This window comes from Nocardioides insulae DSM 17944 (assembly GCF_000422825.1).
Classification (GTDB): Bacteria; Actinomycetota; Actinomycetes; order Propionibacteriales; family Nocardioidaceae; genus Nocardioides; species Nocardioides insulae.
Map to the genome: position 1 here is coordinate 505161 of NZ_AUGU01000014.1, position 26082 is coordinate 531242.

The window sequence follows — 26082 nt, forward strand, 5'->3', positions numbered from 1 at the left end:
ACGTCGGGTTCGGCAGGGTCGCCGGTCAGGTCAGGTCGCCGTCGAGGTAGAACCACCGGCCCGCCCGCCGGGCGAACCGGCTGCGCTCGTGCAGCGCCCCCGCCTCACCGCCAGAGGTGAACCGGGCGGTGAACTCGACCCAGTCCTCGCCGTACCCGTGCACCTCCAGGCCGGTCCACTCCGGCTGGGGAGCGCTCCTCAGCTCCTCCAGGTCCGGTCGTGTCCGGGGGTGCCAGCTGGCGTGGACGAAGTCCAGCCGGCCGAGGGCATAGGCCGAGTAGCGGGCACGCATCAGCTCCACCGGGCTCCCGGCGAGCCGGGCCCCGCGGTGAAGGCGACCGCAGCAGCGGTCCTCGCGCTCGCCCGAACCGCACGGGCACGCAGTCGCTAGCACCCCAGGAGCGTATCCACCCGCCGGCAGGGCCAGGGGGTTGCGCGCCGCAGTAGCGTGATCCACGTGACAGCCACCAGCGCGCCCACGATCACGACCGTCGGACAGTTGCGAGCTGCGGGCCACGTGCTCAAGCCGCTGCGCACCGAGATCCGAGACAACCTGCTCGCCATGCTCCGCGCCGGCGAGGATCCCTGGCCGGGACTCCACGGCCTGGACAACACCGTGATCCCGCAGCTGGAGCGGGCGCTGATCGCCGGCCACGACGTCGTACTCCTCGGTGAGCGGGGTCAGGGCAAGACCCGACTGCTGCGCACCATGGTGGGGTTGCTCGACGAGTGGAGCCCGGTGATCGAGGGTTCGGAGCTGGGCGAGCACCCCCTCGACCCGATCACGCACGCCTCCCGACGCCGGGCCGCCGAACTGGGTGAGGATCTGCCGGTGGCGTGGCGGCACCGCGAGGAGCGGTACGCCGAGAAGCTGGCCACCCCTGACACCAGCGTCGCCGACCTGATCGGCGACGTCGACCCGATCAAGGTGGCGGAGGGGCGGTCGCTGGGTGACCCGGAGACGATCCACTTCGGGCTGATCCCGCGCAGCCACCGCGGCATCGTGGCGATCAACGAGCTGCCCGACCTGGCCGAGCGGATCCAGGTGGCGATGCTGAACGTGATGGAGGAGCGCGACATCCAGATCCGTGGATACGTCCTGCGTCTCCCGCTGGACGTGCTCGTGGTCGCGACCGCCAACCCCGAGGACTACACCAATCGCGGGCGGATCATCACCCCGCTCAAGGACCGCTTCGGTGCCGAGATCCGCACCCACTACCCGGTCGAACTGGAGGCGGAGGTCGCGGTGGTGCGCCAGGAGGCCGATCTGGTCGCCGACGTACCCCACCACCTGGTGGAGATCCTGGCCCGGTTCACCCGCAACCTGCGGGAGTCCTCCGCGGTCGATCAGCGCTCGGGTGTCTCCGCACGGTTCTCCATCGCCGGCGCCGAGACCGTCGCCGCGGCGGCCCTCCACCGGGCGACCGCCCAGGGCGAGCCGGACGCGGTCGCCCGGATGGTCGACCTGGAGACGGCGGTCGAGGTGCTCGGGGGCAAGGTCGAGTTCGAGAGCGGCGAGGAGGGCCGCGAGAGCGAGATCCTCACCCACCTGCTCCGCACCGCGGTCGCCGAGACCGTCCGCGCGCACCTGCGCGGCATCGACTTCGCCCTCCTGGTCGAGGCGATCGAAGGCGGGATGCTGGTGACCACCGGCGAGCGGATGAGAGCCCAGGACTTCCTGGCCGGGCTCCCGGTGCTCGGCGAGAGCGATCTCTACGACCAGGTCTGCACCGCCCTGTACGACGGCACCGAACTCAACGACGGGCAGCGGGCGAGCGCGCTCGAGTTCGCTCTCGAGGGCCTCTACCTGGCTCGCAAGATCAGCAAGGACGTCGACAGCGGCGAGACGGTCTACGGCTGAGGCCGAGGGCCGGGAAGGGGGTCGATCGTGAGACGCCACGAGAGTCGCTACAGCAAGTACGCCGGGGGTGACCCGCTCGCTCCACCGGTGGACCTGGCCGAAGCGCTGGACGCGATCGGCGAGGACGTCATGGCCGGCTACAGCCCCGAACGCGCGATGCGCGAGTTCCTGCGGCGGGGCGGCACCGACCAGCGCGGCCTCGACGACCTGGCCCGGATGGTGGCGGAGAAGCGGCGGGAGCTGCTCTCGCGGCACAACCTGGACGGCACCATGCAGCAGGTCCGCGAACTGCTCGACAAGGCGGTGCTCGAGGAGCGCAAGCAGCTGGCCCGCGACGTCGAGATGGACGAGGACGACCGCAGCTTCCGGGAGATGCAGCTGGACAACCTGCCGCCCAACACCGCGCAGGCGGTCACCGAGCTGGGGTCCTACGACTGGAGCAGCAGCCAGGCGCGAGAGGCCTACGAGCAGATCAAGGATCTCCTCGGTCGCGAGCTGCTCGACCAGCGCTTCGCGGGGATGAAGCAGGCCCTGGAGAGCGCCACCGACGAGGACCGCGCGGCGGTCCAGGAGATGCTCGGCGACCTCAACGACCTGCTCGAGAAGCATTCCCGCGGCGAGGACACCCCGGCCGACTTCGACGAGTTCATGGCCAAGCACGGCGACTTCTTCCCCGAGAACCCTCAGAACGTCGAGGAGCTGCTCGACTCCCTGGCCGCCCGGGCGGCGGCCGCCCAGCGGATGCTCAACTCGATGAGTGCCGAGCAGCGCCAGGAGCTGATGGAGCTCTCCGCGCAGGCCTTCGGCTCACCGCAGTTGATGGAGTCCCTGGCGCGCCTGGACGCCAATCTGCAGGGTCTGCGCCCCGGCGAGGACTGGGAGGGCTCGGAGAGCTTCGGTGGCGGCGAGGGGCTCGGCCTGGGCGACGGCACCGGCGTCCTCCAGGAGATCTCCGAACTCGACCGGCTCTCCGAGCAGCTCTCCCAGTCCTATCCCGGCAGCCGCCTCGACGACCTGGACCTGGACGCGCTGGCACGTCAGCTCGGCGAGGACGCCGCGGTCGACGCCCGGACCCTCCAGCGGATCGAGCAGGCGCTGAAGGACACCCGGACGCTCGAACGCGGCTCCGACGGCGACCTGCGGCTCACGCCGAAGGCGATGCGCCAGCTCGGCAAGGCGCTGCTGCGCGACGTGGCCGAACGCCTCTCCGGGCGCGCCGGGGAGCGTGACGTGCAGCGAGCAGGCGCCGCGGGCGACCTCTCCGGCGCCAGCCGGCCCTGGGCCTTCGGCGACACCGAGCCATGGGACATCCCGCGCACCGTCACCAACGCCGTGCTGCGCGAGGTCGGGGAGCGCGGCGCCGGAGGCCGCTCGTCCACGACCGGGCGCGCCGGCGTACGGCTGACCATCGACGACCTGGAGGTGCAAGAGACCGAGGCCCGCACCCAGGCCGCCGTGGCGCTGCTGGTGGACACGTCGTTCTCGATGGCGATGGATGGCCGCTGGGTGCCGATGAAGCGCACCGCTCTGGCGCTGCACACGCTGATCCGCTCGCGCTTCCGGGGGGACGCCCTCGAGCTGATCGGCTTCGGCAGAGCCGCCCGGAAGATGGAGATCGAGGAGCTCACCGCCCTGGACGCGATGTGGGACAAGGGCACCAACCTCCACCACGCGCTGCTGTTGGCCAACCGGTTCTTCCGCAAGCACCCCAATGCCCAACCGGTGCTGCTGGTGGTCACCGACGGCGAACCGACCTCCCACCTGGAGCCGGGCGGGGAGGTCTACTTCTCCTACCCGCCGCACCCGCTGACGGTCGCGTACGCCGTCCGCGAGCTCGACAACGCCCGTCGGCTCGGTGCCCAGACCACCTTCTTCCGGCTGGGCGAGGATCCCGGCCTGGCCCGGTTCGTCGACTCGATGGCCCGCCGCGCCGACGGTCGCGTGGTGGCGCCCGAGCTGGACGACCTCGGTGCGGCCGTGGTCGGGTCCTACCTCGGCTCGCGCAACGACTTCGCTGGCGGCTACGCCGGGGGATTCGGGTTCGGCTCGCGGGGTTGGTGGGCCGGCTGACCGGTCCTCGGAGAGCTGTGGTCCGCGGGCGCAGGACCACCCGGTCCCACCGGCCGGACTCCGCGGCGAGGTAGGGCCGCCGTAGGGTTCTCGAGTGCCCGAACCGACCGTCGTCCTGCTGCTCGCGCTGGCCGCGCTCTCGGCGGGGTACGTCGACGCGGTGGTGGGCGGGGGCGGGCTGATCCAGCTGCCGGCGCTGCTGCTGGGGCTGCCGGGCGCGGCGCCGGTGCAGATCCTGGCGACCAACAAGCTGTCCTCGGTCTTCGGTACGGCGGTCGCCTCGGCGACGTACGTCCGTCGGGTGAGACCCGACCCGAAGACGTTCGTGCCGCTCATGGTCGCGGCCTTCCTCGGATCGGCCGGGGGAGCGCTGGTCGCCTCGCACCTCCCGGCCAGCGCGTTCGAACCGATCGTGCTCGTCGCGCTGGTGCTGGTGGGCTCGTGGGTGATCTTCCGGCCCTCGCTGGGGGAGGTCACCGAACTGCGCTTCGCCGGGCGCCACCACCTGGCCGCGGCGATCGGGCTGGGGCTGGTGGTGGGCTTCTACGACGGCGCCCTCGGCCCGGGCACCGGCAGCTTCTTCGTGATCTGGCTGGTGGGTCTGCTCGGGTACAGCTTCCTCCAGGCCTCGGCGAAGGCCCGGCTGGCGAACCTGGCCACGAACCTGGCCGCGCTGTGCGTGTTCATCCCCCAGGGCGCGGTGCTGTGGCGGATCGGGCTGATCATGGCAGCGTTCAACCTGATCGGCGGGTGGCTCGGCGCGCGCACGGCGGTGGCCCGGGGCACCGCCTTCGTGCGGGTCTTCTTCATCGTGGTCGTGGGTGCATTCGTCGTGCGGATCGGCGGGAGCGTCCTGGGAGTCTGGTGAGTCCGCCGGAGGAGGGGTTCAGCGCTCGGAAGGTGGGGACGTCACCGGAGCCGGACCGGGGTCCGGGCGGACGGCGGCAGAGGCCACCGCGAGCGGGGCGGAGGCGAGCAGGGCGATCGGGACCAGGATGCTCACCAGTCGGTGGGTGCGCGTGCGGTCCTCGGGGTAGGACATCGTGGTGCCTGTCATGTCTCCACGGTGGGCGCCGAGGGCGTCGTGACGGCGACCGCCTGGCAAATCCGGGACGAACGATGGGAGGGCTGGGATGAGGTACCTGACCATCGCCCGCGACGGTGAGGTCGAGATCGAGGTCAAGCGGTCCAGGTTCCGGTGCACCCTGGAGCGGGTGGCGGAGGAGTACCAGGCCCGAGCGCTGGTCGAGCGCCTGCGCAAGGAGCACTGGGATGCCCGGCACCACTGCTCGGCGTTCGTCCTCGGCCCGCCTCCCGGGCCGGTCGAGAGGTCCAGCGACGACGGTGAACCGGCCGGCACCGCGGGCGCGCCGATGCTCGAGGTGCTCCGTGGCCACCCCGGGCCAGAGCCGGGACTGCGCGGCGTCTCCGACGTGGTCGCGGTCGTGACCCGCTGGTTCGGCGGCACCAAACTCGGGGCGGGCGGCCTGGTGCGGGCCTACTCCGAGGCCGTCCGGACCGCCCTGGAGTCGGTCGGCACACTGCCTCGGGAGCTGGTCCGCGACTACACCCTTATCACGGCCCACGACACCGCCGGCCGACTCGAGACCGATCTGCGCACCGCGGGGGTGGTGGTCCTGGGCACCGAGTACGCGGCGGACGTCGTACTCCGCATCGGTGCTCCGCCCGAGGAGGAGACGCGATTGGCCGCACTGGTCGCCGAGCTGTCGGCGGGGTCCGCGAGCTTGGTGGCCGGCGAGGATCGCTGGGTCGACCGGTAGCTGGGCAGGAGAGAACCTGCGACACGCCGAACCCAGCAGGCGTCTGACACGGCGTGTCGGACCTGCGGCGGTCGACTTTGCAAGACTGACCGGGTGAATGACGACACGCAGACTCCTGTCAGCCTCCCCGACGGCTGGACCGCTCGGGCACCGGAACTGGACGATCTGCCACGGCTCCTGGAACTCCGGGGCGGCGACAAGCAGCCCTTCACCGGGTCTGGCTCGATCGCCGAGGCGGGGGTCGAGGCCGAGATCGCCGGGCTGAAGTCGTGGACCCGTCGTCAGTTGGTCGCGATCGACCCCGACGGTGAGATCCGCGCCTGGGTCAGCGCCCACGATCGGGCGGCGGGACGCGTGCTGATCTACCTGTACGTCGACCGCGCGACGCCCGAGCGCGCGGCCGTGGCGGCCGGGCTCTACGCGTGGGTCGCCGAGCAGGGCCGGCTGTTCGCCGGCTTCCGCGGCCTGGACGGCACCCAGTTGGACGCCAGCCCCTTCGCCGACGACTCGGTGCAGCAGGCCTGGCTTGCCGACGCCGGTTTCCGGCGGGTCCGTACCTGGCTCCAGATGACCCGTCCGGTGACGCCGGAGGAGGCCAAGCCCGAGGTCCTGCCGCAGCCCCGGGCGGGCGTGACCATCCGACAGGTGGCCACGCACGACAACGGCATGCCGGTGGCGACCGACCTGCAGACCGTGCACGTGATGCTGGAGGAGTCCTTCCAGGACCACTTCAACTCCTACCGGGAGAGCTTCGCCGAGTTCGTCCAGCGGCTGCGCGAGGACCCCGGGCATCGCTGGGACCACTGGTGGCTGGCCTATGTCGACGACCCCGAGGACCCCACCGCCGAGCCGCTCCCGGCCGGGGCCCTGGTCGCCTCGGTGCTGCCGCCCGATCAGGACGGGGTCGAGGGCAGCTTCGTCGAGTACATCGGCGTCCACCGTCGCGCCCGCGGTCGCGGGGTCGCGAAGGCGCTGCTGTTCGCCGTGATCGCCGACGCGGCCGAGCGCGGCCGCAACCGGGTGGGTCTGGAGGTCGACGCCGACAGCCCGACCGGTGCCGACGGCCTCTACACCTCGCTGGGCTGGGTGACCGACTACGCCACCGAGAGCTGGCACCGCGACGTCACCCTCTGAGCCGCTCGATCAGGCCGAGCGCATCTGATACCCGGCGAGAGGACGCGACCTCGGCCAACCCGGCCGGCTCTGTCGGTCGACCCACCGGGTCCGCTCAGTCCAGCGTGCCGTGCGCGTGACTGTGTGGGACGACGAGCGGGGTGTGGGTGAGCGGGTCGTCGATGACGATGGCCGCGAGCCCGAACACCTCGTCCACCATCGCGGCGGTCATCACCTCGGCCGGCGGGCCCTCGGCCACCACGGCGCCGTCCTTCATGACGATCAGGTGCGTGGCGAACCGGGCGGCGTGGTTCAGGTCGTGCAGCACCGCCACCATGGTGCGTCCCTCGCGGTGGAGCCGGGCGAAGAGGTCGAGCAGCTCGATCTGGTGTGCGATGTCGAGGTAGGTCGTCGGCTCGTCGAGCAGCAGCGTCGGTGTCTCCTGCGCCAGCGCCATCGCGACCCACACCCGCTGGCGCTGGCCGCCGGAGAGTTCGTCGACCGGCCGCTCGGCGTACTGCGTGACCGCGGTGGCGGCCATGGCGCGGAGGACGGCCTCCTCATCGCGCTGACGGTTCTGCCGCAGCAGGGTCTGGTACGGGTAGCGGCCCCGCTCGACCAGTTCCCGCACCGTGATGCCGTCCGGCGCGCTGGAGGACTGCGGCAGCAGGCCGATGCGGCGGGCGGCGTCCTTGGCCCGGAACTCGTGGATGGAGCGACCCTCCAGCACGATCTGCCCGGTGCTGGGGGAGAGCAGTCGGGAGAAGGCGCGCAACAGGGTGGACTTGCCGCAGCCATTGGGGCCGATGATCACGGTGAAGGAGCCGTCGGGCACCTCCACGTCGAGGTCGCGGCTGATCACCCGGCGGTCGTAGCCCAGGGTCGCTCGGCGGGCGGCCAGGCCGGGATGGTCGTGCCCCGGCTCGGGGCCGCGGTCGGGCGCTGTCACTGGGTCTCCTGAATCTCGGAAGGGGTCATCGGCGCTGTCCTGCTCCCCGCAGCAGCAGGACCACCAGATAGCTGCCGCCCAGCACCACGGTGACGATGCCGACGGGAAGTGCGGTGGGCAGTGCGTGCTGGGCGATCAGGTCGGCGCTGAGCAGCACCAGAGCCCCCATCAGGGCAGACTGCACCAGTGGCAGCCCGGCACCGCCGACCAGGCGCTTGGCCAGGTGCGGCGAGGCCAGCGAGACGAAGGCGATCGGCCCGGCCACCGCGGTGGGGAGCGCGGTCAGGGCCACCCCGAGGACGAGCACCCCGAGCCGGGCGGGCTCGAGCCGGAGGCCGTGGCCCGCCGCGGCGTCGTCGCCCAGTTCGAGCTGCCGGAGCGGGGAGACGACCAGCCGAACCGCCGCGCCGGCAACGACGAGGAGGATCAGCGAGGGCAGAAGTTGGTCCCAGTCGACCAGGTTGAGTGACCCGGCCGCCCAGGCGGAGGCGCTCATCGCGACCTCCTCCTGGGCGCGCAGCAACATCCAGACGTTGAGGGCCTGGAGCATCGCGGTGACCGCGATGCCGGTGACGATCAGCCGCAGGCCCTGCACTCCGCGGCGGTAGGCGAGCGCGTAGACGACGAGGGCGGTGAGGAGTCCCCCGGCCAGCGCCCAGACCGTCTGCGGGACCGCGAGCGCGGGCAGCAGGGTCATCCCGATCAGGACGCCGGTGAAGGAGCCGCTGGAGAAGCCGATGATGTCCGGGGAACCGAGCGGGTTCTGGGTCAGCGACTGGAACAGCGCCCCCGAGACGCCGAGGGCCGCGCCGAAGGCGAGCGCGGCCAACACCCGGGGGAGCCGCCACTCCAGGACGACGGTGGAGGCGAAGCCGTCCTGACCGCTGAAGGCGCTGACCACCTCCACCGGGGTGAGCGGGTAGTCACCCAGGCCGAGGGCGAGCACGGCCAGGGCCAGCAGCGCGACACCGGTCGCCACGGGTACGACCACCCGGCGGCGTCGGTTGGCGCGCGGCGGCAGGTGGGGCAGGGCGGGAGCGGGAGAGGTGGTCGGCGTACTCACAGCGCGCTCACCATCCGTCGGCGCACCAGCCAGATCAGGGCGGGGCCGCCCAGGAACGCGGTGACGATCCCGACCGGCACCTCGCCGGGCCACATGATCACCCGTCCGATGATGTCGGAGACCAGCAGGAGGATCGGTGCCAGCAGGAAGGAGAGGGTCATGATCCAGCGCTGGTCGGGGCCGGTGAGCCAGCGGGCGGCGTGCGGGATCATCAGGCCCACGAAGGCGATCGGGCCGGCGATGGCGGTGGCGCCGCCGGCCAGCAGGGTGATGACGAGGATGGCGCCGCCTCGGGTCCAGGCGACCGAAGCACCCAGGGAGGCGGCGCGGTCCTCGCCGAGGGCGAGTGCATTGAGCGACCCCCCGAGGAGCAGGGCGACCAGCACACCGAGCGCGAGGAAGGGGAGCGCCGGCACGATCACGTCCCAGCCCCGGTCCCGCAAGGAGCCGGCCTCCCAGGCCTGGAGTGCGGTGAAGCGCTCGGGATCGGAGAGGCGGATCGCGGAGATCATGCCGGCGAGGACGGCGCTGAAGGCGACCCCGGCCAGCAGCAGCTGCTCCGGGCGAGGACTGCGGACCCCCAGCGAGCCGACGACGAACACGGCGCAGGTGGTGAGGAAGGCGCCCACCAGGGCGAACCACACGTAGCCGGACGGCTCCGTGACCCCGAGGAACGCCACGGAGATCGCCACCGCGAAGCCGGCCCCCGAGTTCACCCCGAGCACGCCCGGCTCGGCGAGGGGGTTGCGGGTCAGGGCCTGGATCACGGCCCCGGCCACGCCGAGGGCGGCGCCGACGACCAGGCCGGCGACGGTGCGGGGGAGTCGCAGGTCGACCACTGCGGCCCGGTCCGGTCCCGACACCTCGCCCCCGGTGAGGGCCGCCCACACGTCGGAGGGGGGCACCGGCCGCGAACCGATGGCGAGGCTGGCGATCACGACCGCCGCCAGCAACAGGACGGCGAGGACGGCAGCGACCCGTCGGCGGGTACGCCGACCACCGGGCGAGCCAGCCGCGCCCTCGGCGGCCGGGGGCCGGCCTCGGGAGGCCGGAGCTGACGTCGTTGGTGCCACGACTCTCCTCGATCAGACGGTTAGGCTAGCCTAATCCACAGGGGCGGGCGGTCGTCGTCGAGCCCTCCCTTGCATGTTCCCCGAGATCACCGGCATCCGCCGCATCGAAGAAGGTCGTTCCCCGTGAAGAAGCTCGTCGCCGTCCTGCCCGTATCCGTCCTCGCCCTGAGTGTCCTGAGCGCCTGCGGGGATGGTGACAGCGACGATGACGGCGCCACCACAGCGGGCGGGGGCAGCGGTGCCTTCCCGGTGCAGGTCGAGACCAAGTTCGGCGAGGTGACGGTCGAGGAGGAGCCGAAGCGCGTGGTGGCACTCGGCTGGGGTGACGCGGAGGTCGCGCTCGAGCTGGGTGTCGAACCGGTCGGCGCCTCGGACTGGCTCGGGTGGGGTGGCGAAGGAGTGGGCCCCTGGTCCCAGGGCTACACCGAGCCCCCCGAGATCATCGAGACCCTGGAGCCCAGCTACGAGCAGATCGCCGCCCTCGAGCCCGATCTGATCCTTGACGTCCGCAGCTCCGGGGAGCAGGAGCGCTACGACCGGCTCTCCTCGATCGCGCCGACGATCGGCGTACCCGAGGACGGCGAGAACTACCTCGTCGACTCGGATGACCAGGTCGAGATGATCTCCGAGGCGCTCGGCAAGAGCTCGGAGGGCGATGCGCTGCTGGCCGACGCCGACGCCGCCTTCGAGAAGGCCGCGGACGCCCATCCCGAGTGGGACGATCAGACCGTCACCGTGTCCTCCCGGACCAGCGAGGGTTGGGGTGCGTACACCGAGGGCAACAGCCGGGTCGACTTCATGGAGGAGCTCGGCTTCGAGCTCTCCCCGAAGGTGGCGGCGATGGAGCCCAACTCCGGTGGGTTCTCCGCGGACGTGTCTGACGAGCAGCTGGACCTGCTCGACGCCGACCTGCTGCTCGGCACCCCGATCTTCATCGAGGCCAGCGAGATCACCGACGATCCGCAGTGGAAGGCGATCCCCGCGGTGAAGGACGGCCGCTCGATCCTGCTCGACGGCGCACTCTCCCAGGCATTCGCCGAGGGCACCCCCGCCGCCCAGGAGTATGCCATCGACCAGCTGGTGCCCATGATCGAGGACACCGGCGTCGGTCAGTGACCGCTGCGGTGACCGCCGCCTGAGCCACCCCGCGCCGGCCGAGCTCCCCGGACAACCCCGGAGTGGTTCGGCCGGCGTACGGAGGCGGGATCAGGTCGCGAAACCGGGGAGGCAGTCCGCCATGATGCTGCGCACCGGCACCTCGGCGCCGAGCTGGCTCAGCACCCCGAGACCGGCGATCCAGGTGCGGTGGATCAGGAGGTAGGACGGCGGCAGGTTGAGTCGCAGGGCGGCGGTGTAGCCCGGGGAGCGGGGGTCGTTGATCCGGTTGAACTCCTGCCGCATCCACCCGCGGCTGAACACGAAGGTCTCCTCCTCGGCCGGCACCACGAAGGGGCGGAGGAACTCCAGCAGTTGGGCCGCGTCGATCCGCACCTTGTCCCGGACGAAGCCCTCCTCGCGCAGCCCGGTCTCCAAGGCGGCGGTGTCGCCCTCGATCGCGAGCCGGATCAGTCGGCCCATGGCCGAGGGGAACGCGTGCCCGGGGAGCCGGGCGACCGCGCCGTAGTCGAGCACACCGAGGCGTCCCGGGGTGCCGTCCTCGTGCGGCAGTAGCCGGTAGTTGCCCGGGTGGGGGTCGGCATGCAGCATGCCGGTGCGGCCCGGACCGGAGAACAGGAACCGGGCGAACAGGGCGCCGTAGTGGTCGCGCTCCTCCTGGGTGCCCTGGTCGATCACCTGGGCCAGGGAGGCCGGGCTGTCCATCCAGGTCGTGATCAAGGTGGTGGGGCCCACGGCGACGACCGAGGGCACCACGATGTCCGGGTCGTCCCGGAAACCCACCTCGAAGGCGCGCTGGGCGGCGGCCTCGAGGTCGTAGTCGAGCTCCTCCATCACCCTGGTGCGCAACTCGTCCACCAGCGCACGGACGTCCATCCCCGGCACGAGGGGCCCCATCGTGCGTGCCACCCGGGAGAGCTGCTTGAGATCGCTGGCCAGGGCGTCGCCGGCGTGGGGGTACTGCACCTTCACGGCGACCTCACGCGGCTCCTCGCCGGGCGCGTCCACCCAGCGGCCGCGGTGCACCTGGCCGATGGACGCCGCGGCGGTGGGAGCACCGTCGAGACGGATCAGCCGCTCGGGCCAGTCCGGTCCGAGATCGGCGGTGAGGATGTCGCGCACGGTCTGGGTCGGCATCGGGGGAGCGGAGTCCTGGAGCCGGGTGAGCTGCGCGCGGTACGGCGCGGCGTACTGCTCCGGGATGGCGGCCTCGAGCACCGAGAGCATCTGCCCGAACTTCATCGCTCCACCCTTGAGCTCGCCCAGGGTGCGGAAGAGCTGCTCGGCGGTGCGCTGCTGGATCTCGGTGACGACCAGCTCGGCGGGCTGCCCGCCCAGCCGCTTGCCGAGTCCGAGGGCCTGGCGTCCGGCGTAGGTCAGCGGCAGCGAGGCCAGTCGAGCGGTGCGGGCCGCGGCTCGCCGGGGTAGCTCACCCATCCCGCCGTCGCTCATGTCCACCAGTGTGGCTGACCGCGCCAACCCGGGCGCCGACCCCGGGGACCCCGATCGTGTCGATCGGGGCCCTCGACCGGCGCCCTCGACCGGCGCGTGCGCTCAGGCCCCGGTGGGGAAGGGGACGCCGGTGTTGGCGTGACAGCGGTAGCCGTGCGGGACCCGGTCGAGGTACTGCTGATGGTCCTGCTCGGCGTAGTAGTAGGTCGGAGCCTCCCGGATCTCGGTGGTGATCTCGCCGAGGCCGCGCCGGGCCAGTTCGGCGGCGTACCGATCGGTGAGGTCGCGCGCGACCGCCTCCTGCTCTGGAGAGGTGTAATAGAGGGCGGAGCGGTACTGGGTGCCGACGTCGTTGCCCTGACGCATCCCCTGGGTGGGGTCGTGCACCTCGAAGAACCGCTTGACCAGGTCGGCGTAGCTCACCGTCGACGGGTCGAACACCACGCGCACGGCCTCGGTGTGGTTGGTCTGGCCGCTGCACACCTCCTCATACGACGGGTGCGGGGTGGTGCCGCCCTGGTAGCCGACCGAGGTGGACCACACGCCCGGGGTCTGCCAGAACATCTCCTCGGCACCCCAGAAGCAGCCCAGCCCGAAGTAGGCGACCTCGTAGCCCTCCGGTGCCTCGTCGGTCACCAGGGGCGCGTCGAGCACCCGGTGGTGCTCGGCGAGCGGGAACCACCGCTCGGTGTGCCCGGGCAGGGTGCGCTCGTCGGGAACGAGTTCGACGGGACGGCGGTGGAACACGACAACCTCCTGGAAGTGGCGGCGGGCGGGAGGACCCCGCTACCAGTCTCCAACAGCGGCCGGCCCGGATCCGTTCCCAGGTTCGGGGCCTACGGTAGTGCTGTGAGCAGCCAGGAGCAGGAGCATCTGAACGGCGCAGGCTTCGAGACCCGCGCGATCCACGCCGGCTACGACCCCGACCCCACCACGGGGGCGGTGAATCCGCCGATCTACGCGACCTCGACCTACAAGCAGGACGGCGTGGGCGGCCTGCGCGGCGGCTATGAGTACAGCCGCTCGGCCAACCCCACCCGGACGGCGCTGGAGGGGGCCCTGGCGGCGGTGGAGGGCGGCACCCACGGGTTCGCCTTCGCCAGCGGCCTGGCCGCCGAGGACACCCTGATCCGGAGCCTCATGAAGCCCGGTGACCACCTGGTCATCCCCGACGACGCGTACGGCGGCACGTTCCGCCTCGTCGACAAGGTGGTCGCTGTGTGGGGTGTCGAGCACAGCCCGGCCGCGGTGCACGACGTCGCCGCCGTCGCCGAGGCGGTCCGGCCAGGCCAGACCCGGGTGGTCTGGGCGGAGACACCGACCAATCCGCTGCTCAACGTCGCCGACATCGCCGGGCTGGCCGAGATCGCCCACGCAGTTGGGGCACTGCTGGTCGTCGACAACACCTTCGCCTCGCCGTACCTGCAGCAGCCGCTGGAGCTCGGGGCGGACGTGGTGGTGCACTCCACGACCAAGTACGTCGGCGGCCACTCCGACGTGGTGGGCGGCGCCCTGGTCGTGAAGGACGCCGAGCTGGCCGAGCGGATCGCCTTCCACCAGAACGCGATGGGTGCCGTCGCCGGTCCCTTCGACGCCTTCCTGACCCACCGAGGGCTCAAGACCCTGGCTGTCCGGATGGAGCGGCACTGCGACAACGCGGAGCGGATCGCCGACTTCCTGACCAGCCACCCGGCGGTGGGAGAGGTGATCTATCCGGGACTGGAGACCCACCCGGGCCACGCCACCGCCGCCCGGCAGATGCGCCGCTTCGGCGGGATGGTGAGCTTCCGGGTCACCGCGGGGCGCGAGGCCGCGCTGCGAGTGTGCGAGCGCGCCCGGGTGTTCACCCTCGGCGAGTCGCTGGGCGGCGTCGAGAGCCTCGTCGAGCACCCCGGGCTGATGACCCATGCGAGCGTGGCCGGCACCGACCTGGAGGTGCCCGACGACCTGGTCCGGCTCAGCGTGGGACTGGAGAGCGTCGAGGACCTGATCGCCGATCTCGAGCAGGCACTGGGCTGAGCCCCTGATCCGGCTGGATCGCGCCGCGCTCGCCGCTGCCGCTGGCGCGGCGGAGGCCGAACCAGCCATCCTGCCGCGGCGCCCACGACCGCCCGACTAGCCTGTCCGGGTGAGTCCAGAAGAGCCCACGGACCGTCCCGATCAGCAGCCGGAGGAGTCGGCCCGGGCCGAGCCGCCCGCGCCTGAGCAGGAAGTACCGGCCGAGCAGCCCGAACACCTCGACCAGGACGAGCCGGGCGAGGACGTGGTGCCTGGGGCCGAGCCCGATGAGGCCGACGAGCCCCTCCGCCGCCTGCCGCGGATCCGGCGCCGCCGCGGCGCCACCGCCGAGGACATGGAGAGCTTCGCCTCGCGGCTCTTCGCGCAGTGGAACCAGCTCCGTGAGGAGCGCCAGGAACAGCTCGCCGCGCCGGTCGCCCCCTCCACCGCCGTACGCCGGGCGGAGCTGCCCTGGGGGGTGGACCTGGCCGCCCAGTGGGCGTGGCGTTTCCTGGTCATCGCGGCGGCGGGTCTGGTGCTGGCCTACGCGGTCGGCTACCTCAGCCTGGTGGTCGTCCCGGTGGTCCTGGCGGTGCTGATCTCGGCGCTCGGGACGCCGGTGGTGCAGCTGCTGCAGCGGATCGGGCTGCCCCGAGCGATCTCCTCGCTCCTGGTGGTCATCGGTGGGCTGGCGCTGGTGGTCGCGCTGCTGGTCTTCGCCGGCTCGCAGGTCGCGAACGGCAGCCAGGATCTGGCCGACTCCACCGTCCAGGGGCTCGGCCAGATCCGGGAGTGGCTGAAGAACGGCCCGCTGCAGGCCTCGGAGTCGCAGATCAACGGCTATCTGGAGGACATCCAGGGAGCCATCCGGGAGTGGAGCGCGCAGGGTGACATCGTCGGCCAGGTGACCGAGGTGGGCACCGCGCTGACCCACGTGGTCGCCGGGCTGTTCATCACCATCTTCGCGGTCTACTTCTTCCTCGCCGACGGTGCCCGGATCTGGGCCTGGCTGGTGCGGCTCGCCCCGCGCGCCGCACGCCCGCGGATGGACAGCTCCGGTCAGGTCGCCTGGCTCTCGCTGACCCAGTACGTCCGGGCGACCATCGTGGTGGCGCTGGTCGACTCGGTCGGCATCATGCTCGTCGCTGCCGTCCTCCAGGTGCCCTTCGTGGCCGCGATCGGGGTGCTCGTCTTCCTCGGCGCGTTCGTGCCGATGGTCGGCGCCACGGTGGCCGGGGCCGTCGCCGTCCTGGTTGCTCTGGTCGACCAGGGCCTGCTGGTGGCGGTGCTCATGCTGGCCGGCGTCCTCGGCGTGCAGTTCGTGGAGTCCCACGGCCTGCAGCCGTTCCTGATGGGCAGGTGGGTCTCGGTGCACCCGCTGGCCATCATCTTGGCCATCGCCGCGGGCAGCATGATCGCGGGCATCGCCGGCGCACTGGTGGCCGTGCCCACCGTCGCCGCCCTGAACGCCGTGGTCACCCACCTCTCCGCGCAGGCCGAGTCCGTCGAGCGCGCCGTACCGGAGCCAGCAGGGGCGGGCGGGCCCGGCGGCCCCCGTGCCCCGGGAGCTCCGGGATCTTCTGGAGTCCGTGATGACCCGCGCGAAGGGGACCCCCATGAGTGAGACGACCTCCGCCCCCGACCCGACCGCCGACGTCGGGCTGGCCGACATCCGTGCGGCCCGCGAGGTGCTGCGCGGGTTCACGGCGTTGACGCCGGTGCAGAGCTCCCGCTGGCTCACCGAGGTGACGGGGTGCCCGGTGAACCTGAAGTGCGAGAACCTCCAGCGGACCGGCTCGTTCAAGCCCCGGGGCGCGTACCTGCGGATGAGTCGGCTCAGCGAGGAGCAGCGTGCCGGGGGCGTGGTCGCGGCCAGCGCGGGCAACCACGCGCAAGGCGTGGCGCTGGCGGCCCGCGAGCTCGGCATCCGGGCCCGGGTCTACATGCCCAAGGGCGCGCCGATCCCGAAGGAGAACGCCACCCGCGGCTACGGCGCCGAGGTGGTGTTCCACGGCGGCTCGGTCGACGAGGCCCTCACCGCGGCCCAGGCGTACGCCGAGGAGTCGGGCGCGGTGCTGATCCACCCGTTCGACCATCGCGACATCGTCGCGGGCCAGGGCACGGTCGGCCTCGAGCTGCTCGAGCAGGTGCCCGAGGTCCGTACGGTGCTGGTCCCCTTGGGCGGGGGAGGCCTGCTGGCGGGCATCGCGATCGCGGTGAAGAGCATCGATCCGAGCATCCGGGTGGTGGGCGTCCAGGCGGCGGGCGCGGCGGCGTATCCCCGATCCCTCGCCGAGGGGCGCCCCGTCGCGCTGGAGCAGATGGCGACGATGGCCGACGGGATCAAGGTCGGCCGACCCGGAGAGGTGCCCTTCGCCGCCGTACGCCGCTATGTCGACGAGATCCTCACCGTGGACGAGGAGGCCCTCTCCCGCGCCCTGCTCGCCCTGGTCGAGCGGGCCAAGCTGGTGGTCGAACCCGCCGGGGCGGCCGGGGTCGCCGCCCTGATGCAGGCGCCGGGGCAGTTCGAGGGCCCGGTGGTCACGGTGCTCTCCGGCGGCAACATCGACCCGCTCCTGCTGGGGAAGGTGATTCGGCACGGGCTCGCCGCGGGCGGCCGGTACGTCACCTTGCAGGTGACCATCTCCGATGCGGCGGGCAGCCTGGCGCGGCTGCTCGGCCAGATCGGGGAGGCAGGCGCCAGCGTGCTCGAGGTGGTGCACGCCCGCACCTCCCCGACGCTGCCGATCGACGCGGTCGACGTCCGCCTGCAGTTGGAGACCCGGGGTGAGGCGCACGCCGAGGGGCTGGTGCGCAAGCTCGACCAGCAGGGCTACGACGTGGTGCGGACCGAGTAGTCGGATCCCAGCGGACGGTCGAAAACCGCGCCCGTTCAGGGCCGCTTTGTTACAGTTGAGGATCTGACAGTCCGCAGGGCCGTCGTGGGGACGTGCCCGCCGACCGATTCGCTACTGGCGTACACGCTTCCACCCATCGCCTGGCACATCCGGCCACGAGCCGGGGGCCTGGCGATGCTCTGCATCCAGCCCAGGAGGAGTTCCTTCCCATGACCCAGTCGACCGACCAGGCTGCCGTCTGGCTCGCGCAGTCCGCCTTCGACAAGCTGTCCGCCGAGTTGGAGGACATGAAGGGTCCGCAGCGACAGAAGATCGTCGACGAGATCAGCGCGGCCCGCGACGAGGGTGACCTCAAGGAGAACGGCGGCTACCACGCGGCTCGAGAGTTGCAGGGTCGCCTCGAGGGCGAGATCACCCAGCTCGAGGCGCTGCTCCGCAAGGCCGACACCTCCGCGCCGGTCGACGACGGCATCGTCGGCCCGGGCAAGGTCGTCACCTTCAAGTTCGAGGGCGATGACGACGACGAGGCCGAGACCCGCCTGATCGCCTCGCTGGAGATGAAGGACTTCTCCGGTGGTCTCGAGATCTCCTCGGCCGCCTCGCCGATCGGCGCCGCGCTGCTCGGCGCGAGCGCGGGCGACACCGTCTCCTACGAGGGCCCCAACGGCCGCTCCCTCGCCGTCGAGGTGCTCAAGGTCGAGCTGTTCCAGGGCTGAGCGCCACCTCGCCGCCCTCATCCTCGACGCCGGCGCCCCGCTGGGGTGCCGGCGTCGACGTGTGTCCGAGTCGGGGAGGAGCGCCGGCTCACTCCTCGACGGTGCAGCCGACCAGATCGACCGTGGTGGCGGTGCGCTCGGTGCGCACGGTCACCTCGTTCTTGCCGTCGGTCGGCGTGAAGGTGCGCTCACCGACGGTGACCTTGTCCTCCGCCGAGGCCCGGAGCACGCAGGTGGCCTCGGTGTCCTCGGAGAGGCGTACGTCGACCACTGCGGTGGCGGTGTGCGGGTCGACGATCTCGAAGCCCTCGATGCCGGCGTCGACCTCGGGGTCGCCGTGCAGGAGCACCACCCACACCACCCAGGCCGCGAAGGCGAGGACCAACACTCCGACGCCCACCTGGAGGACACGGCGGATCACGGGATTGGGAGCGCCGTATCGATCGGCGAGGTGCGGGTCGGGGTCCGGCTTCGTCACCCCTCCAGGGTGACACCTAAGATCGACCCATGCCCCAGCAGCCCCCCGCCGGCCCCCGAGCGGGCTTCCGTCTGATGCACGTGCACGCGCATCCCGACGACGAGTCGAGCAAGGGCGCGGCCTCGACCGCCCGTTACGTCGCCGAGGGAGTCGACGTCCACGTCGTCACCTGCACCGGCGGCGAGCGCGGATCGGTGCTGAACCCCAAGATGGACCGCCCCGATGTGTGGGCCAACATCGCCGAGATCCGTCGCCAGGAGATGGAGCGGGCCCGCGACATCCTGGGCGTCACCCAGGACTGGCTCGGGTTCGTCGACTCCGGCTGGCCGGAGGGCGACCCCAAGCCCCCGCTCCCCGAAGGGTGCTTCGGGCTGACGCCGGTCGAGGAGGCGGCGGTGCCGCTGGTCCGGCTGATCCGCACCGTGCGACCGCACGTGCTCACGACCTACGACGAACGCGGCGGCTACCCGCACCCCGACCACGTCATGTGCCACCAGGTGTCGGTTTTCGCCTTCGAGAAGGCGGCCGACCCGCAGTGGCGTCCCGAACTCGGTGCCCCGTGGCAGGCCGCCAAGCTCTACTACCATCACGGCTTCAACCGGCCCAAGGCCCTGGCGCTGCACGAGGAGATGCTCGCCCACGGGCTGGAGTCGCCGTACACCGAGCGGCTGGAGAAGTGGAAGCCGGAGCCGGAGTGGGATGCGCGGATCACCACCCGGGTGCCCTGCTCGGACTACTTCGGCGTCCGTGACCAGGCATTGCTGGCCCATGCCACCCAGATCGACCCCGACGGCTGGTGGTTCGCCGTGCCCCATGAGATCCAGGCGAAGGTCTGGCCCACCGAGGACTTCGAACTGGTGGTCAGCCACGTGCCCGCAGTGACCCCCGAGAGCGACCTGTTCGCGGGGATCAGTCCCGATCGAGAGAACCGATGAACGACCTCTTCCCCCTGTTCCTGTCCTTCGCCACCGACCCCGTCCCGGCCGACGAGGACGTCAAGGCGGGCTGGACCGCCTTCGCCATCTTCCTGCTCCTCTGCGTCGCGGTGGGCCTGCTCGGGTGGAGTCTCGTGCGGCAGCTGCGCAAGGCTGAGCGCAACAAGAAGGCGGGTGCCTTCGGCGACGCCCCGGAGAACGACGAGGGCAGCGGCAGCGGCAGCGACCGGGACCACCCGCAGCAGCGGCACGACCAGTCCTGACCGAGGTCCCGACCACCGCTGGCTCAGGTTCACCTGATCGGGACGGGACGCGCCCTCAGGCCGACCGCTCGAGGTGGACCAGGCAGTCCCATGCGGTGAGTCCGGGGGCCTCACCGTGGCCGTCCTCCGGCCGGGCGGGCACCCGGCGGGCGACCCTGTCCGCCTCCAGCACCCGGTAGCCCGGAGCGTCGGCCTCCTCGGCCAGATCCGCGAGGACGTCGTCCGCGGTCATCAGCACCGCGGGGTCCTGCGGCCCCCCGGTCCCCTCGGTGAGGTTGGTCAGATCGTGGGCGACCCAGAGCAGGTGGCCGCCGGGCGCGAGCGCGGCGAAGGCGGCGCGGGCCGCCCGGGCCCGTTCGGCGGCCGGCAACTGGAGGTAGGCCACGACCACCAGGTCGACCGGCTCCGGTGAGCGCCAGGTGGTGGCATCGGCGGTCACCCAGCTGAGCGAACCGGACGTCTCGCGGTGCTCCGCCAGCCGACGGCCCTTGTCCAGCCCGACGGTCGAGAAGTCCACCGCAGTGACCTCCCAGCCGCGGGAGGCCAGCCAGATCGCGTTGCGTCCCTCGCCCGCGGCCAGATCGACCGCTCGGGCCGGCGGAAGCTCCGCGATCCGGTCCGCAACGAAGACGTTGGGAGTGACCGACCAGACCAGGTCGGTGCCGGCGTACCGCTCGTCCCAGGCTGAGGAGTCCACCGGCCCAGTCTGACATCGTGCCTGAGCCGCGGCCCGGCATAGGGTTGTCGGGGGCGCCGCCCACACCGTCCATCCACAGTGAGGAAGCACGTGATTCTCAGAACGTTCGGCTGGTCCTTCGGCATCACCGCCGCGGCCCTCATCGGGGCGCTGATCCTCGGTGGGCCCACGGCGTTCGTGCTGGTGGCGGTCCTGTCGATCCTGGAGATCTCGCTCTCCTTCGACAACGCCGTCATCAACGCCAAGATCCTCGACCGGATGAGCGAGTTCTGGCAGAAGATGTTCCTCACCGTGGGCATCCTGATCGCGGTCTTCGGTATGCGGCTGGTCTTCCCGCTGCTCCTGGTCGCGCTGACCGCCCATCTCGGCCCGGTGGAGACCCTGGATCTGGCGATCAACGACCCCGACACCTACTCACACCATCTCGAGGAGGCGCACCCGGCGATCGCCTCCTTCGGCGGGATGTTCCTCTTCCTGCTCTTCTTGGACTTCGTCTTCGAGGATCGCGAGCACACCTGGCTCTCCTGGATCGAGCGGCCGCTGGCCAGGATCGGCGCGCTGGACCAACTCTCGGTCGTCGTGGCGCTGGGCACCCTGATCGCCGCTGCGGAGTTCCTCGCCTCCGACCCCGGCACGGTGATGATCGCCGGTGGCCTGGGCATCGTGACCTATCTGTTGGTCAACGGCCTGGGCAATCTGTTCGAGCAGAGCGGCCTGGCACAGGCGGGCATCGACGAGGAGGAGGGCGCCGGCGGCGTGGTCGCGACCGGTGGGCCGAGCAGTGCGGTCAAGGCGACCGGCAAGGCCGCCTTCTTCCTCTTCCTCTACCTCGAGGTGCTCGACGCGTCGTTCTCCTTCGACGGAGTGGTGGGCGCGTTCGCCATCACCTCCGACATCTTCATCATCATGGTCGGCCTCGGCGTGGGCGCGATGTACATCCGTTCGATCACCGTCTACCTGGTCCGCCGCGGCACCCTGAACGAGTACGTCTACCTCGAGCACGGCGCCCACTGGGCGATCGGCGCGCTCGCGGTGATCATGCTGATCACCATCAACCCCGATCTCCACATCTCCGAGATCGTCACCGGCCTGATCGGCGTGGTCTTCATCGGGGCCGCGGTCACCAGTTCGGTGATCCGCAACCGGAGGATCCCCGAGGAGCAGCGGGAGAAGCTGCACGCCTGATCCGGCCCCGCTGCGCCGCCCCGGGCCTCTGTCCTCGGCGCGGCGGTACGCCGCCCGGAGGTGGAAATGCGATCGAGTCGGCGTACCGGGTACGCCGACTCGATCGGGTGGTTCAGGCTTGCGCGGGGAGGTCAGACCCCGAGGGTGCTCAGCAGGTCGGAGCGGGCCTCGTCGTACTCCCGCTTCCACTTGGCCACCAGGTCCTTGACCGGGAGCGACTCGGTGAGCGGGCCGATGCCCTGACCGGAGCCCCAGATGTCCTTCCACGCCTTGGCCTTGGTGTTGCCGCCGGAGCCGAAATTCATCTTCGACGGGTCCGAGACCGGCAGGTCGGTCGGGTCGAGGCCGGCCGCCACGATGCTGCCGCGCAGGTAGTTGCCGTGCACGCCGGTGAACAGGTTGCTGTAGACGATGTCGTCGGCGCCGCTCTCGAGGATCATCTGCTTGTAGTCCGCGGAGTTGTTGGCCTCCGGGGTGGTGAGCCAGGCCGAGCCGATGTAGGCCAGGTCGGCTCCCATTGCCTGCGCGGCCAGGATCGACCGGCCGTGACCGATCGCGCCGGAGAGGGCCAGGGGGCCGTCGAACCAGTCGCGGATCTCGCGGATCAGCGCCAGGGGAGAGTGCGTGCCGGCGTGCCCGCCGGCTCCTGCGGCCACCGCGATGAGGCCGTCGGCGCCCTTCTCGATCGCCTTGTGCGCGAACCGGTTGTCGATCACGTCGTGCAGCACGATGCCGCCGTAGGAGTGCACGGCGTCGTAGATCTCCTCGCGTGCGCCCAGCGAGGTGATCACGACCGGCACCTCGTGCTTGACCACCAGCGCCATGTCCTGGTCGAGCCGGTCGTTGGTGCGGTGCACGATCTGGTTGACCGCGAACGGCGCGACGATCTCGTCGGGGTGGGCGGCGGCGTAGGCCGCGTTCTCCTCACGCAGCTGGGCCAGCCAGTCGTCCAGCAGCGAGACCGGGCGGGCGTTGAGCGCCGGGAAGGAGCCGATGACGCCGGCCTGGCACTGCGCGGCGACCAGTTCGGGGCCGGAGCTGATGAACAGCGGCGACGCCAGCACGGGCAGCGTCAGCGGGCGGGTGAGGACCTCGGGAAGAGACATGCGCACACTCCAGGAAGGGAACGGGACGAGAGAAGCCGAGCAGCAAAGTACGTCGAGCAGCCGCGTTTATGCAACTCCTTGCAGAAACATCATAGAGTGTCCGGGTGTCCCTCCGATTCGCGATCCTGACCGCCCTCACCGAGCGTGACGCGACCGGCCTCGAGCTGTCCCGGCGCTTCGACCGCTCGATCGGCCACTTCTGGCCGGCCTCGCACCAGCAGATATACCGCGAGCTCGACCGGCTCGCGGCCGACGGGCTCGTCACCGCGGAGCCGGTGCCCGGCCGCGGGCAGCCGAAGCGGTATGCCATCGCCGCACCGGGGAGCGAGGCGCTGCGGGCCTGGATGGGGGACTCGGAGCCGCTGAGCACGCGCCGGGAGGCGCTCTACGTCAAGCTCCGCGCCGCGGCCGCGCTGGGTGACCCCGAGGCGGTGCGCGCCCCCGTCGAGCACCACCTGGCCCTGCACGAGGCCAACCTGGCGTCGTACCGCGAGATCGAGGCGCGCGACTTCTCCCCGGCCCCCGACGGGCGCGCGGTGCTGCAGCACCGGGTGCTCCAGGCGGGCATCGAACTGGAGGTCACCCTGGCGCAGTGGTGTCGCGACACCCTGGTCGAGCTGGATCGGCTCTCCGCGGAGGTGGGGGCTTCCCGCTGAGGTGGCCGATTTTGCCGATGTGGTGTCCGCTATCGCCCTAGCCACTGTCTGATCGTTCGGTCAGGATGCGGGTGTGCCGCCGGTCACACCACCTTCGGTCTGCCCGGTGAGCCACCCCTGACGTCGATCCTGGAGGAGAAGAGATGGTCAACGCCGTCGAGACGGTACGCGGACCGGTGCCGGTCGATCAGCTCGGCACCACGCTGATGCACGAACACGTCTTCATCACCACGCCGGACGTCATGAACAACTTCGGCCATGAGTGGTGGAACGAGGAGGAGCGGGTCACCGACGCGATCACCAAGCTCACCGACCTCAAGGCGGCCGGCGTCGACACCATCGTCGACCCCACCGTGATCGGGCTGGGTCGCTACCTGCCGCGCGTCCAGCGGGTCAACGAGGCGGTCGACATCAACATCGTCGCCGCCACCGGGCTGTACACCTTCGACGAGATCCCGCACTTCTTCACCTACCACTCCGCGGCGCTGAGCCCGGACGGCGTGGACCCGATGGTCCGGATGTTCGTCGACGACATCGAGAACGGCATCGCGGAGACCGGCGTCAAGGCGGCCTTCCTCAAGTGCGTGGTCGAGGAGCGGGGCCTGACCGCGGACCAGACCCGGGTGCAGGCGGCGATCTCCGAGACGCACGTGCGCACCGGTGTCCCGATCACGGTGCACACCAACGCTGCCCACCAGACCGGTCGGCTCGCGATCGACTTCTACCGCGAGCACGGGGTCGACCTCACCAAGGTCGTCATCGGCCACGCCGGTGACTCCAACGACCTCGACTACCTGAAGTGGATCATGGACCAGGGCGCCACCATCGGCTGCGACCGGTTCGGCATCGACAGCTACAACACCACCGCCGACCGGGTGAAGACGATCGCCGACCTCTGCGGACAGGGATACGCCGACCGGATCGTGCTGGCTCACGACGCCGCCTGCTTCATGGACTTCTTCGCCGGCGAGACCTCGCAGGCGATGATGGCCGAGATGGCGCCCAACTGGCACTTCCTGCACATCCCGAACGACGTCCTGCCGGCCCTTCGCGAGCAGGGTGTCACCGAGGAGCAGCTGACCACCATGCTGGTGGACAACCCGCGCCGCTACTTCGCCAAGGACGCCTGATCGTGAGCACCCCCACCCCGCTTCCGCGCGGGGCGGCACCGTTCGACCTGTCCGGCATCGAGCGCGACGAGCGCGGCGTCGCCCACTACACCGGGCTGCCCGACTCGATCGTGGCGATGCTGCACGCCTCGGTGACCGCGCGGCCCGACGCCGAGGCCGTCGTGGAGGTCGGCGGGGAACGCCTCACCTACGCCCAGCTGTGGGAGCGTGCCGGACGGGTCGCCGGCGGGCTGCGCGCCGCCGGCATCCGGCGGGGCGACCGGACCGCCATCGTGCTGCCGGCCGGCGTCGACTGGGTGCTCGCCTTCTGGGGCAGCCAGTTGGCGGGAGCGATCGTCGTTCCGGTCAACACCCGCTTCGCGCCACCGGAGATCGACTACGTCCTGGCGGACTCCGGTGCGAGCCACGTCTTCCGCGACGACGAGCCGCTGCCCGACGGTGAAACGGTGGTGGTCGAGGATCTCGCGCTCGACGACGTCGCGGTCATCTTCTACACCTCGGGGACGACCGGGTTCCCCAAGGGTGCGATGACCACCCACGAGAACCTGCTCTCCAACATCGAGACCGGCATCCGGGTCAGCGGGATCGACCGCGACCTGGCGCACACCACCCGCAGCCTGGTCTCGGTGCCGCTCTTCCACGTCACGGGCTGTTCCTCCCAGCTGCTGCCGCAGCTGCGGCATGGCGGCTGCACGGTGATCATGCCCTCCTTCGACGTACGCACCTTCCTGCGGGTCATCGCCGAGGAGCGGATCACCTCGCTCACCAGCGTGCCGGCCATCTACGCGCTGGCGATGCGGCAGCCGGAGTTCGCCGACCTGGACGTCAGCGCCATCACGCGGGTCGCGTACGGCGGCGCGCCGATGGCCCCCGCCATCGTGGCCCAGCTGACCGAGCGGTTCCCCAATGCCGGGCTGGGCAACGGGTTCGGGCTCACCGAGACGTCGTCGGTCTCGACCTACCTGCCCCACGACTGGGCCGTCGACCACTCCGACTCGGTCGGGTTCGCCGCGCCCGTCTGCGACCTGGCGATCAAGGACGCCGACCCGGTCTCCGGGGTGGGTGAGCTGCTCATCCGGGGCCCCAACGTGGTGGCCGGCTACTGGAACAAGCCGGAGCAGACCGCGGCGAGCTTCGTCGACGGCTGGCTGCACACCGGCGATCTGGCCAGGGTCGAGGAGTCCGGCCTGGTCTACCTGGTCGACCGGGCCAAGGACATGATCAACCGCGGCGGCGAGAACGTGTACTCCGTCGAGGTCGAGAACGCCCTGGCCGCAGCACCCGGCGTCGCCGAGGTGGCCGTGGTCGGCGTACCCGACGACGTGATGGGGGAGAAGGTCGGAGCGGTCGTCGTGCCGACCGGACCCGGCGACTTCGACACCGAGAAGGTGCTGGCCTTCCTCGACGAGCGACTGGCGGACTTCAAGGTGCCGCAGTTCTTCGAAGTCGTCGACCAGCCCCTTCCCCGCAACCCCGGTGGCAAGCTGCTCAAGCGCCAGCTGCGCGACCAGACCACCTGGGGGGCTCCGGTGCGGGGCCGCTGAGGCCCGCACCCCACGATCGGGTGGGGGACGGCGGTTCG

General features: G+C 71.3%; 26 protein-coding genes. 16 read left to right on the forward strand and 10 right to left on the reverse strand.

Going from position 1 to position 26082, the window contains the following annotated elements; all coding sequences use genetic code 11:
• Positions 1-25: 25 nt before the first annotated feature.
• The gene (locus G515_RS0106530) at positions 26-394 is read right to left on the reverse strand and encodes a YchJ family protein (protein WP_028659512.1); all 369 of its coding nucleotides are present in this window, start codon (positions 392-394) and stop codon (positions 26-28) included.
• Positions 395-457: 63 nt separating this feature from the next.
• Here G515_RS0106530 and G515_RS0106535 point away from each other — a divergent pair, with 63 nt between their 5' ends.
• From G515_RS0106535 to G515_RS0106545, 3 genes are all read left to right on the forward strand, one after another.
• Entirely contained in the window at positions 458-1861 is a 1404-nt protein-coding gene (locus G515_RS0106535) for a magnesium chelatase ATPase subunit I (protein ID WP_036554431.1), read from the forward strand.
• A 27-nt stretch (positions 1862-1888) separates the two neighbouring features.
• Positions 1889-3931, forward strand: coding sequence for a vWA domain-containing protein (locus G515_RS19880; protein WP_084653184.1), 2043 nt, complete (start codon positions 1889-1891; stop codon positions 3929-3931).
• Between the two features lie 94 nt (positions 3932-4025).
• Positions 4026-4799 (forward strand): TSUP family transporter, encoded by a 774-nt coding sequence (locus G515_RS0106545; protein ID WP_028659514.1) that lies wholly within the window; start codon positions 4026-4028, stop codon positions 4797-4799.
• An 18-nt stretch (positions 4800-4817) separates the two neighbouring features.
• Here the strand turns inward: G515_RS0106545 and G515_RS23275 are convergent, their stop codons facing one another.
• Positions 4818-4988: a hypothetical protein gene (locus G515_RS23275; RefSeq protein WP_157571027.1), complete on the reverse strand. Its 171-nt coding sequence runs from the start codon at positions 4986-4988 to the stop codon at positions 4818-4820.
• A 76-nt stretch (positions 4989-5064) separates the two neighbouring features.
• Between G515_RS23275 and G515_RS0106555 the strand changes: the two genes are divergently transcribed.
• Positions 5065-5712 (forward strand): IMPACT family protein, encoded by a 648-nt coding sequence (locus G515_RS0106555; RefSeq protein WP_028659515.1) that lies wholly within the window; start codon positions 5065-5067, stop codon positions 5710-5712.
• A 93-nt stretch (positions 5713-5805) separates the two neighbouring features.
• Positions 5806-6846: a GNAT family N-acetyltransferase gene (locus G515_RS0106560; RefSeq protein WP_028659516.1), complete on the forward strand. Its 1041-nt coding sequence runs from the start codon at positions 5806-5808 to the stop codon at positions 6844-6846.
• A 94-nt stretch (positions 6847-6940) separates the two neighbouring features.
• On the opposite strand, the gene G515_RS19885 is transcribed toward G515_RS0106560, so the two are convergent.
• Genes G515_RS19885 through G515_RS0106575 form a run of 3 tightly spaced genes read right to left on the reverse strand, consistent with a single transcriptional unit; the run spans position 6941 to position 9910 of the window.
• Positions 6941-7774, reverse strand: coding sequence for an ABC transporter ATP-binding protein (locus tag G515_RS19885; RefSeq protein ID WP_084653185.1), 834 nt, complete (start codon positions 7772-7774; stop codon positions 6941-6943).
• A 25-nt stretch (positions 7775-7799) separates the two neighbouring features.
• Positions 7800-8837: a FecCD family ABC transporter permease gene (locus G515_RS0106570; protein ID WP_084653186.1), complete on the reverse strand. Its 1038-nt coding sequence runs from the start codon at positions 8835-8837 to the stop codon at positions 7800-7802.
• Positions 8834-9910: a FecCD family ABC transporter permease gene (locus G515_RS0106575; protein WP_028659518.1), complete on the reverse strand. Its 1077-nt coding sequence runs from the start codon at positions 9908-9910 to the stop codon at positions 8834-8836. Before G515_RS0106575 ends, G515_RS0106570 begins: the two co-directional genes overlap by 4 nt.
• Before the next feature lie 123 nt (positions 9911-10033).
• On the opposite strand from G515_RS0106575, the gene G515_RS0106580 reads away from it, so the two are divergent.
• Positions 10034-11026, forward strand: coding sequence for an ABC transporter substrate-binding protein (locus G515_RS0106580; protein ID WP_028659519.1), 993 nt, complete (start codon positions 10034-10036; stop codon positions 11024-11026).
• Between the two features lie 90 nt (positions 11027-11116).
• Here G515_RS0106580 and G515_RS0106585 read toward each other — a convergent pair whose 3' ends face one another.
• Positions 11117-12478: an ABC1 kinase family protein gene (locus G515_RS0106585; RefSeq protein ID WP_245565261.1), complete on the reverse strand. Its 1362-nt coding sequence runs from the start codon at positions 12476-12478 to the stop codon at positions 11117-11119.
• A 102-nt stretch (positions 12479-12580) separates the two neighbouring features.
• Positions 12581-13225 carry a peptide-methionine (S)-S-oxide reductase MsrA gene (msrA, locus tag G515_RS0106590; RefSeq protein WP_028659521.1) on the reverse strand — a complete coding sequence of 215 codons (645 nt, stop codon included), beginning with the start codon at positions 13223-13225 and terminating at the stop codon, positions 12581-12583.
• A 102-nt stretch (positions 13226-13327) separates the two neighbouring features.
• Between msrA and G515_RS0106595 the strand changes: the two genes are divergently transcribed.
• From G515_RS0106595 to greA, 4 genes are all read left to right on the forward strand, one after another.
• Positions 13328-14497 (forward strand): cystathionine gamma-synthase, encoded by a 1170-nt coding sequence (locus G515_RS0106595; protein WP_051217944.1) that lies wholly within the window; start codon positions 13328-13330, stop codon positions 14495-14497.
• A 109-nt stretch (positions 14498-14606) separates the two neighbouring features.
• Positions 14607-16100, forward strand: coding sequence for an AI-2E family transporter (locus G515_RS19890; protein ID WP_245565262.1), 1494 nt, complete (start codon positions 14607-14609; stop codon positions 16098-16100).
• On the forward strand, positions 16093-17334 hold the full coding sequence (gene ilvA, locus G515_RS0106605; RefSeq protein ID WP_028659523.1) for a threonine ammonia-lyase: 1242 nt from the start codon (positions 16093-16095) through the stop codon (positions 17332-17334). Before G515_RS19890 ends, ilvA begins: the two co-directional genes overlap by 8 nt.
• Before the next feature lie 209 nt (positions 17335-17543).
• Complete coding sequence (gene greA / locus G515_RS0106610; protein WP_028659524.1) at positions 17544-18050, forward strand: transcription elongation factor GreA; 507 nt, start codon at positions 17544-17546, stop codon at positions 18048-18050.
• Between the two features lie 88 nt (positions 18051-18138).
• Here the strand turns inward: greA and G515_RS0106615 are convergent, their stop codons facing one another.
• Positions 18139-18528, reverse strand: coding sequence for a DUF4307 domain-containing protein (locus tag G515_RS0106615; RefSeq protein ID WP_028659525.1), 390 nt, complete (start codon positions 18526-18528; stop codon positions 18139-18141).
• Between the two features lie 29 nt (positions 18529-18557).
• On the opposite strand from G515_RS0106615, the gene mca reads away from it, so the two are divergent.
• Together mca and G515_RS0106625 are read left to right on the forward strand one after the other, a co-directional pair.
• Positions 18558-19463 (forward strand): mycothiol conjugate amidase Mca, encoded by a 906-nt coding sequence (gene mca, locus G515_RS0106620; RefSeq protein ID WP_028659526.1) that lies wholly within the window; start codon positions 18558-18560, stop codon positions 19461-19463.
• Positions 19460-19726, forward strand: a complete 267-nt coding sequence (locus tag G515_RS0106625; protein WP_028659527.1) for a heme exporter protein CcmD — start codon at positions 19460-19462, stop codon at positions 19724-19726. Before mca ends, G515_RS0106625 begins: the two co-directional genes overlap by 4 nt.
• A 55-nt stretch (positions 19727-19781) precedes the next feature.
• Here the strand turns inward: G515_RS0106625 and G515_RS0106630 are convergent, their stop codons facing one another.
• On the reverse strand, positions 19782-20423 hold the full coding sequence (locus G515_RS0106630) for a class I SAM-dependent methyltransferase (protein WP_028659528.1): 642 nt from the start codon (positions 20421-20423) through the stop codon (positions 19782-19784).
• A 90-nt stretch (positions 20424-20513) separates the two neighbouring features.
• Between G515_RS0106630 and G515_RS0106635 the strand changes: the two genes are divergently transcribed.
• A complete protein-coding gene (locus G515_RS0106635) occupies positions 20514-21608 on the forward strand; it encodes a DUF475 domain-containing protein (protein WP_028659529.1) in 1095 nt (364 codons plus the stop codon).
• A 131-nt stretch (positions 21609-21739) separates the two neighbouring features.
• On the opposite strand, the gene G515_RS0106640 is transcribed toward G515_RS0106635, so the two are convergent.
• Positions 21740-22714, reverse strand: coding sequence for an NAD(P)H-dependent flavin oxidoreductase (locus tag G515_RS0106640; RefSeq protein ID WP_028659530.1), 975 nt, complete (start codon positions 22712-22714; stop codon positions 21740-21742).
• A 104-nt stretch (positions 22715-22818) separates the two neighbouring features.
• Between G515_RS0106640 and G515_RS0106645 the strand changes: the two genes are divergently transcribed.
• The 3 genes from G515_RS0106645 to G515_RS0106655 all read left to right on the forward strand — a co-directional run bounded on the left by G515_RS0106645 (position 22819) and on the right by G515_RS0106655 (position 26044).
• Entirely contained in the window at positions 22819-23370 is a 552-nt protein-coding gene (locus G515_RS0106645) for a PadR family transcriptional regulator (protein WP_028659531.1), read from the forward strand.
• Positions 23371-23513: 143 nt separating this feature from the next.
• Entirely contained in the window at positions 23514-24500 is a 987-nt protein-coding gene (locus G515_RS0106650) for a phosphotriesterase family protein (protein WP_028659532.1), read from the forward strand.
• A 2-nt stretch (positions 24501-24502) separates the two neighbouring features.
• The gene (locus G515_RS0106655) at positions 24503-26044 is read left to right on the forward strand and encodes a class I adenylate-forming enzyme family protein (protein ID WP_051217945.1); all 1542 of its coding nucleotides are present in this window, start codon (positions 24503-24505) and stop codon (positions 26042-26044) included.
• Positions 26045-26082: the final 38 nt, after the last annotated feature.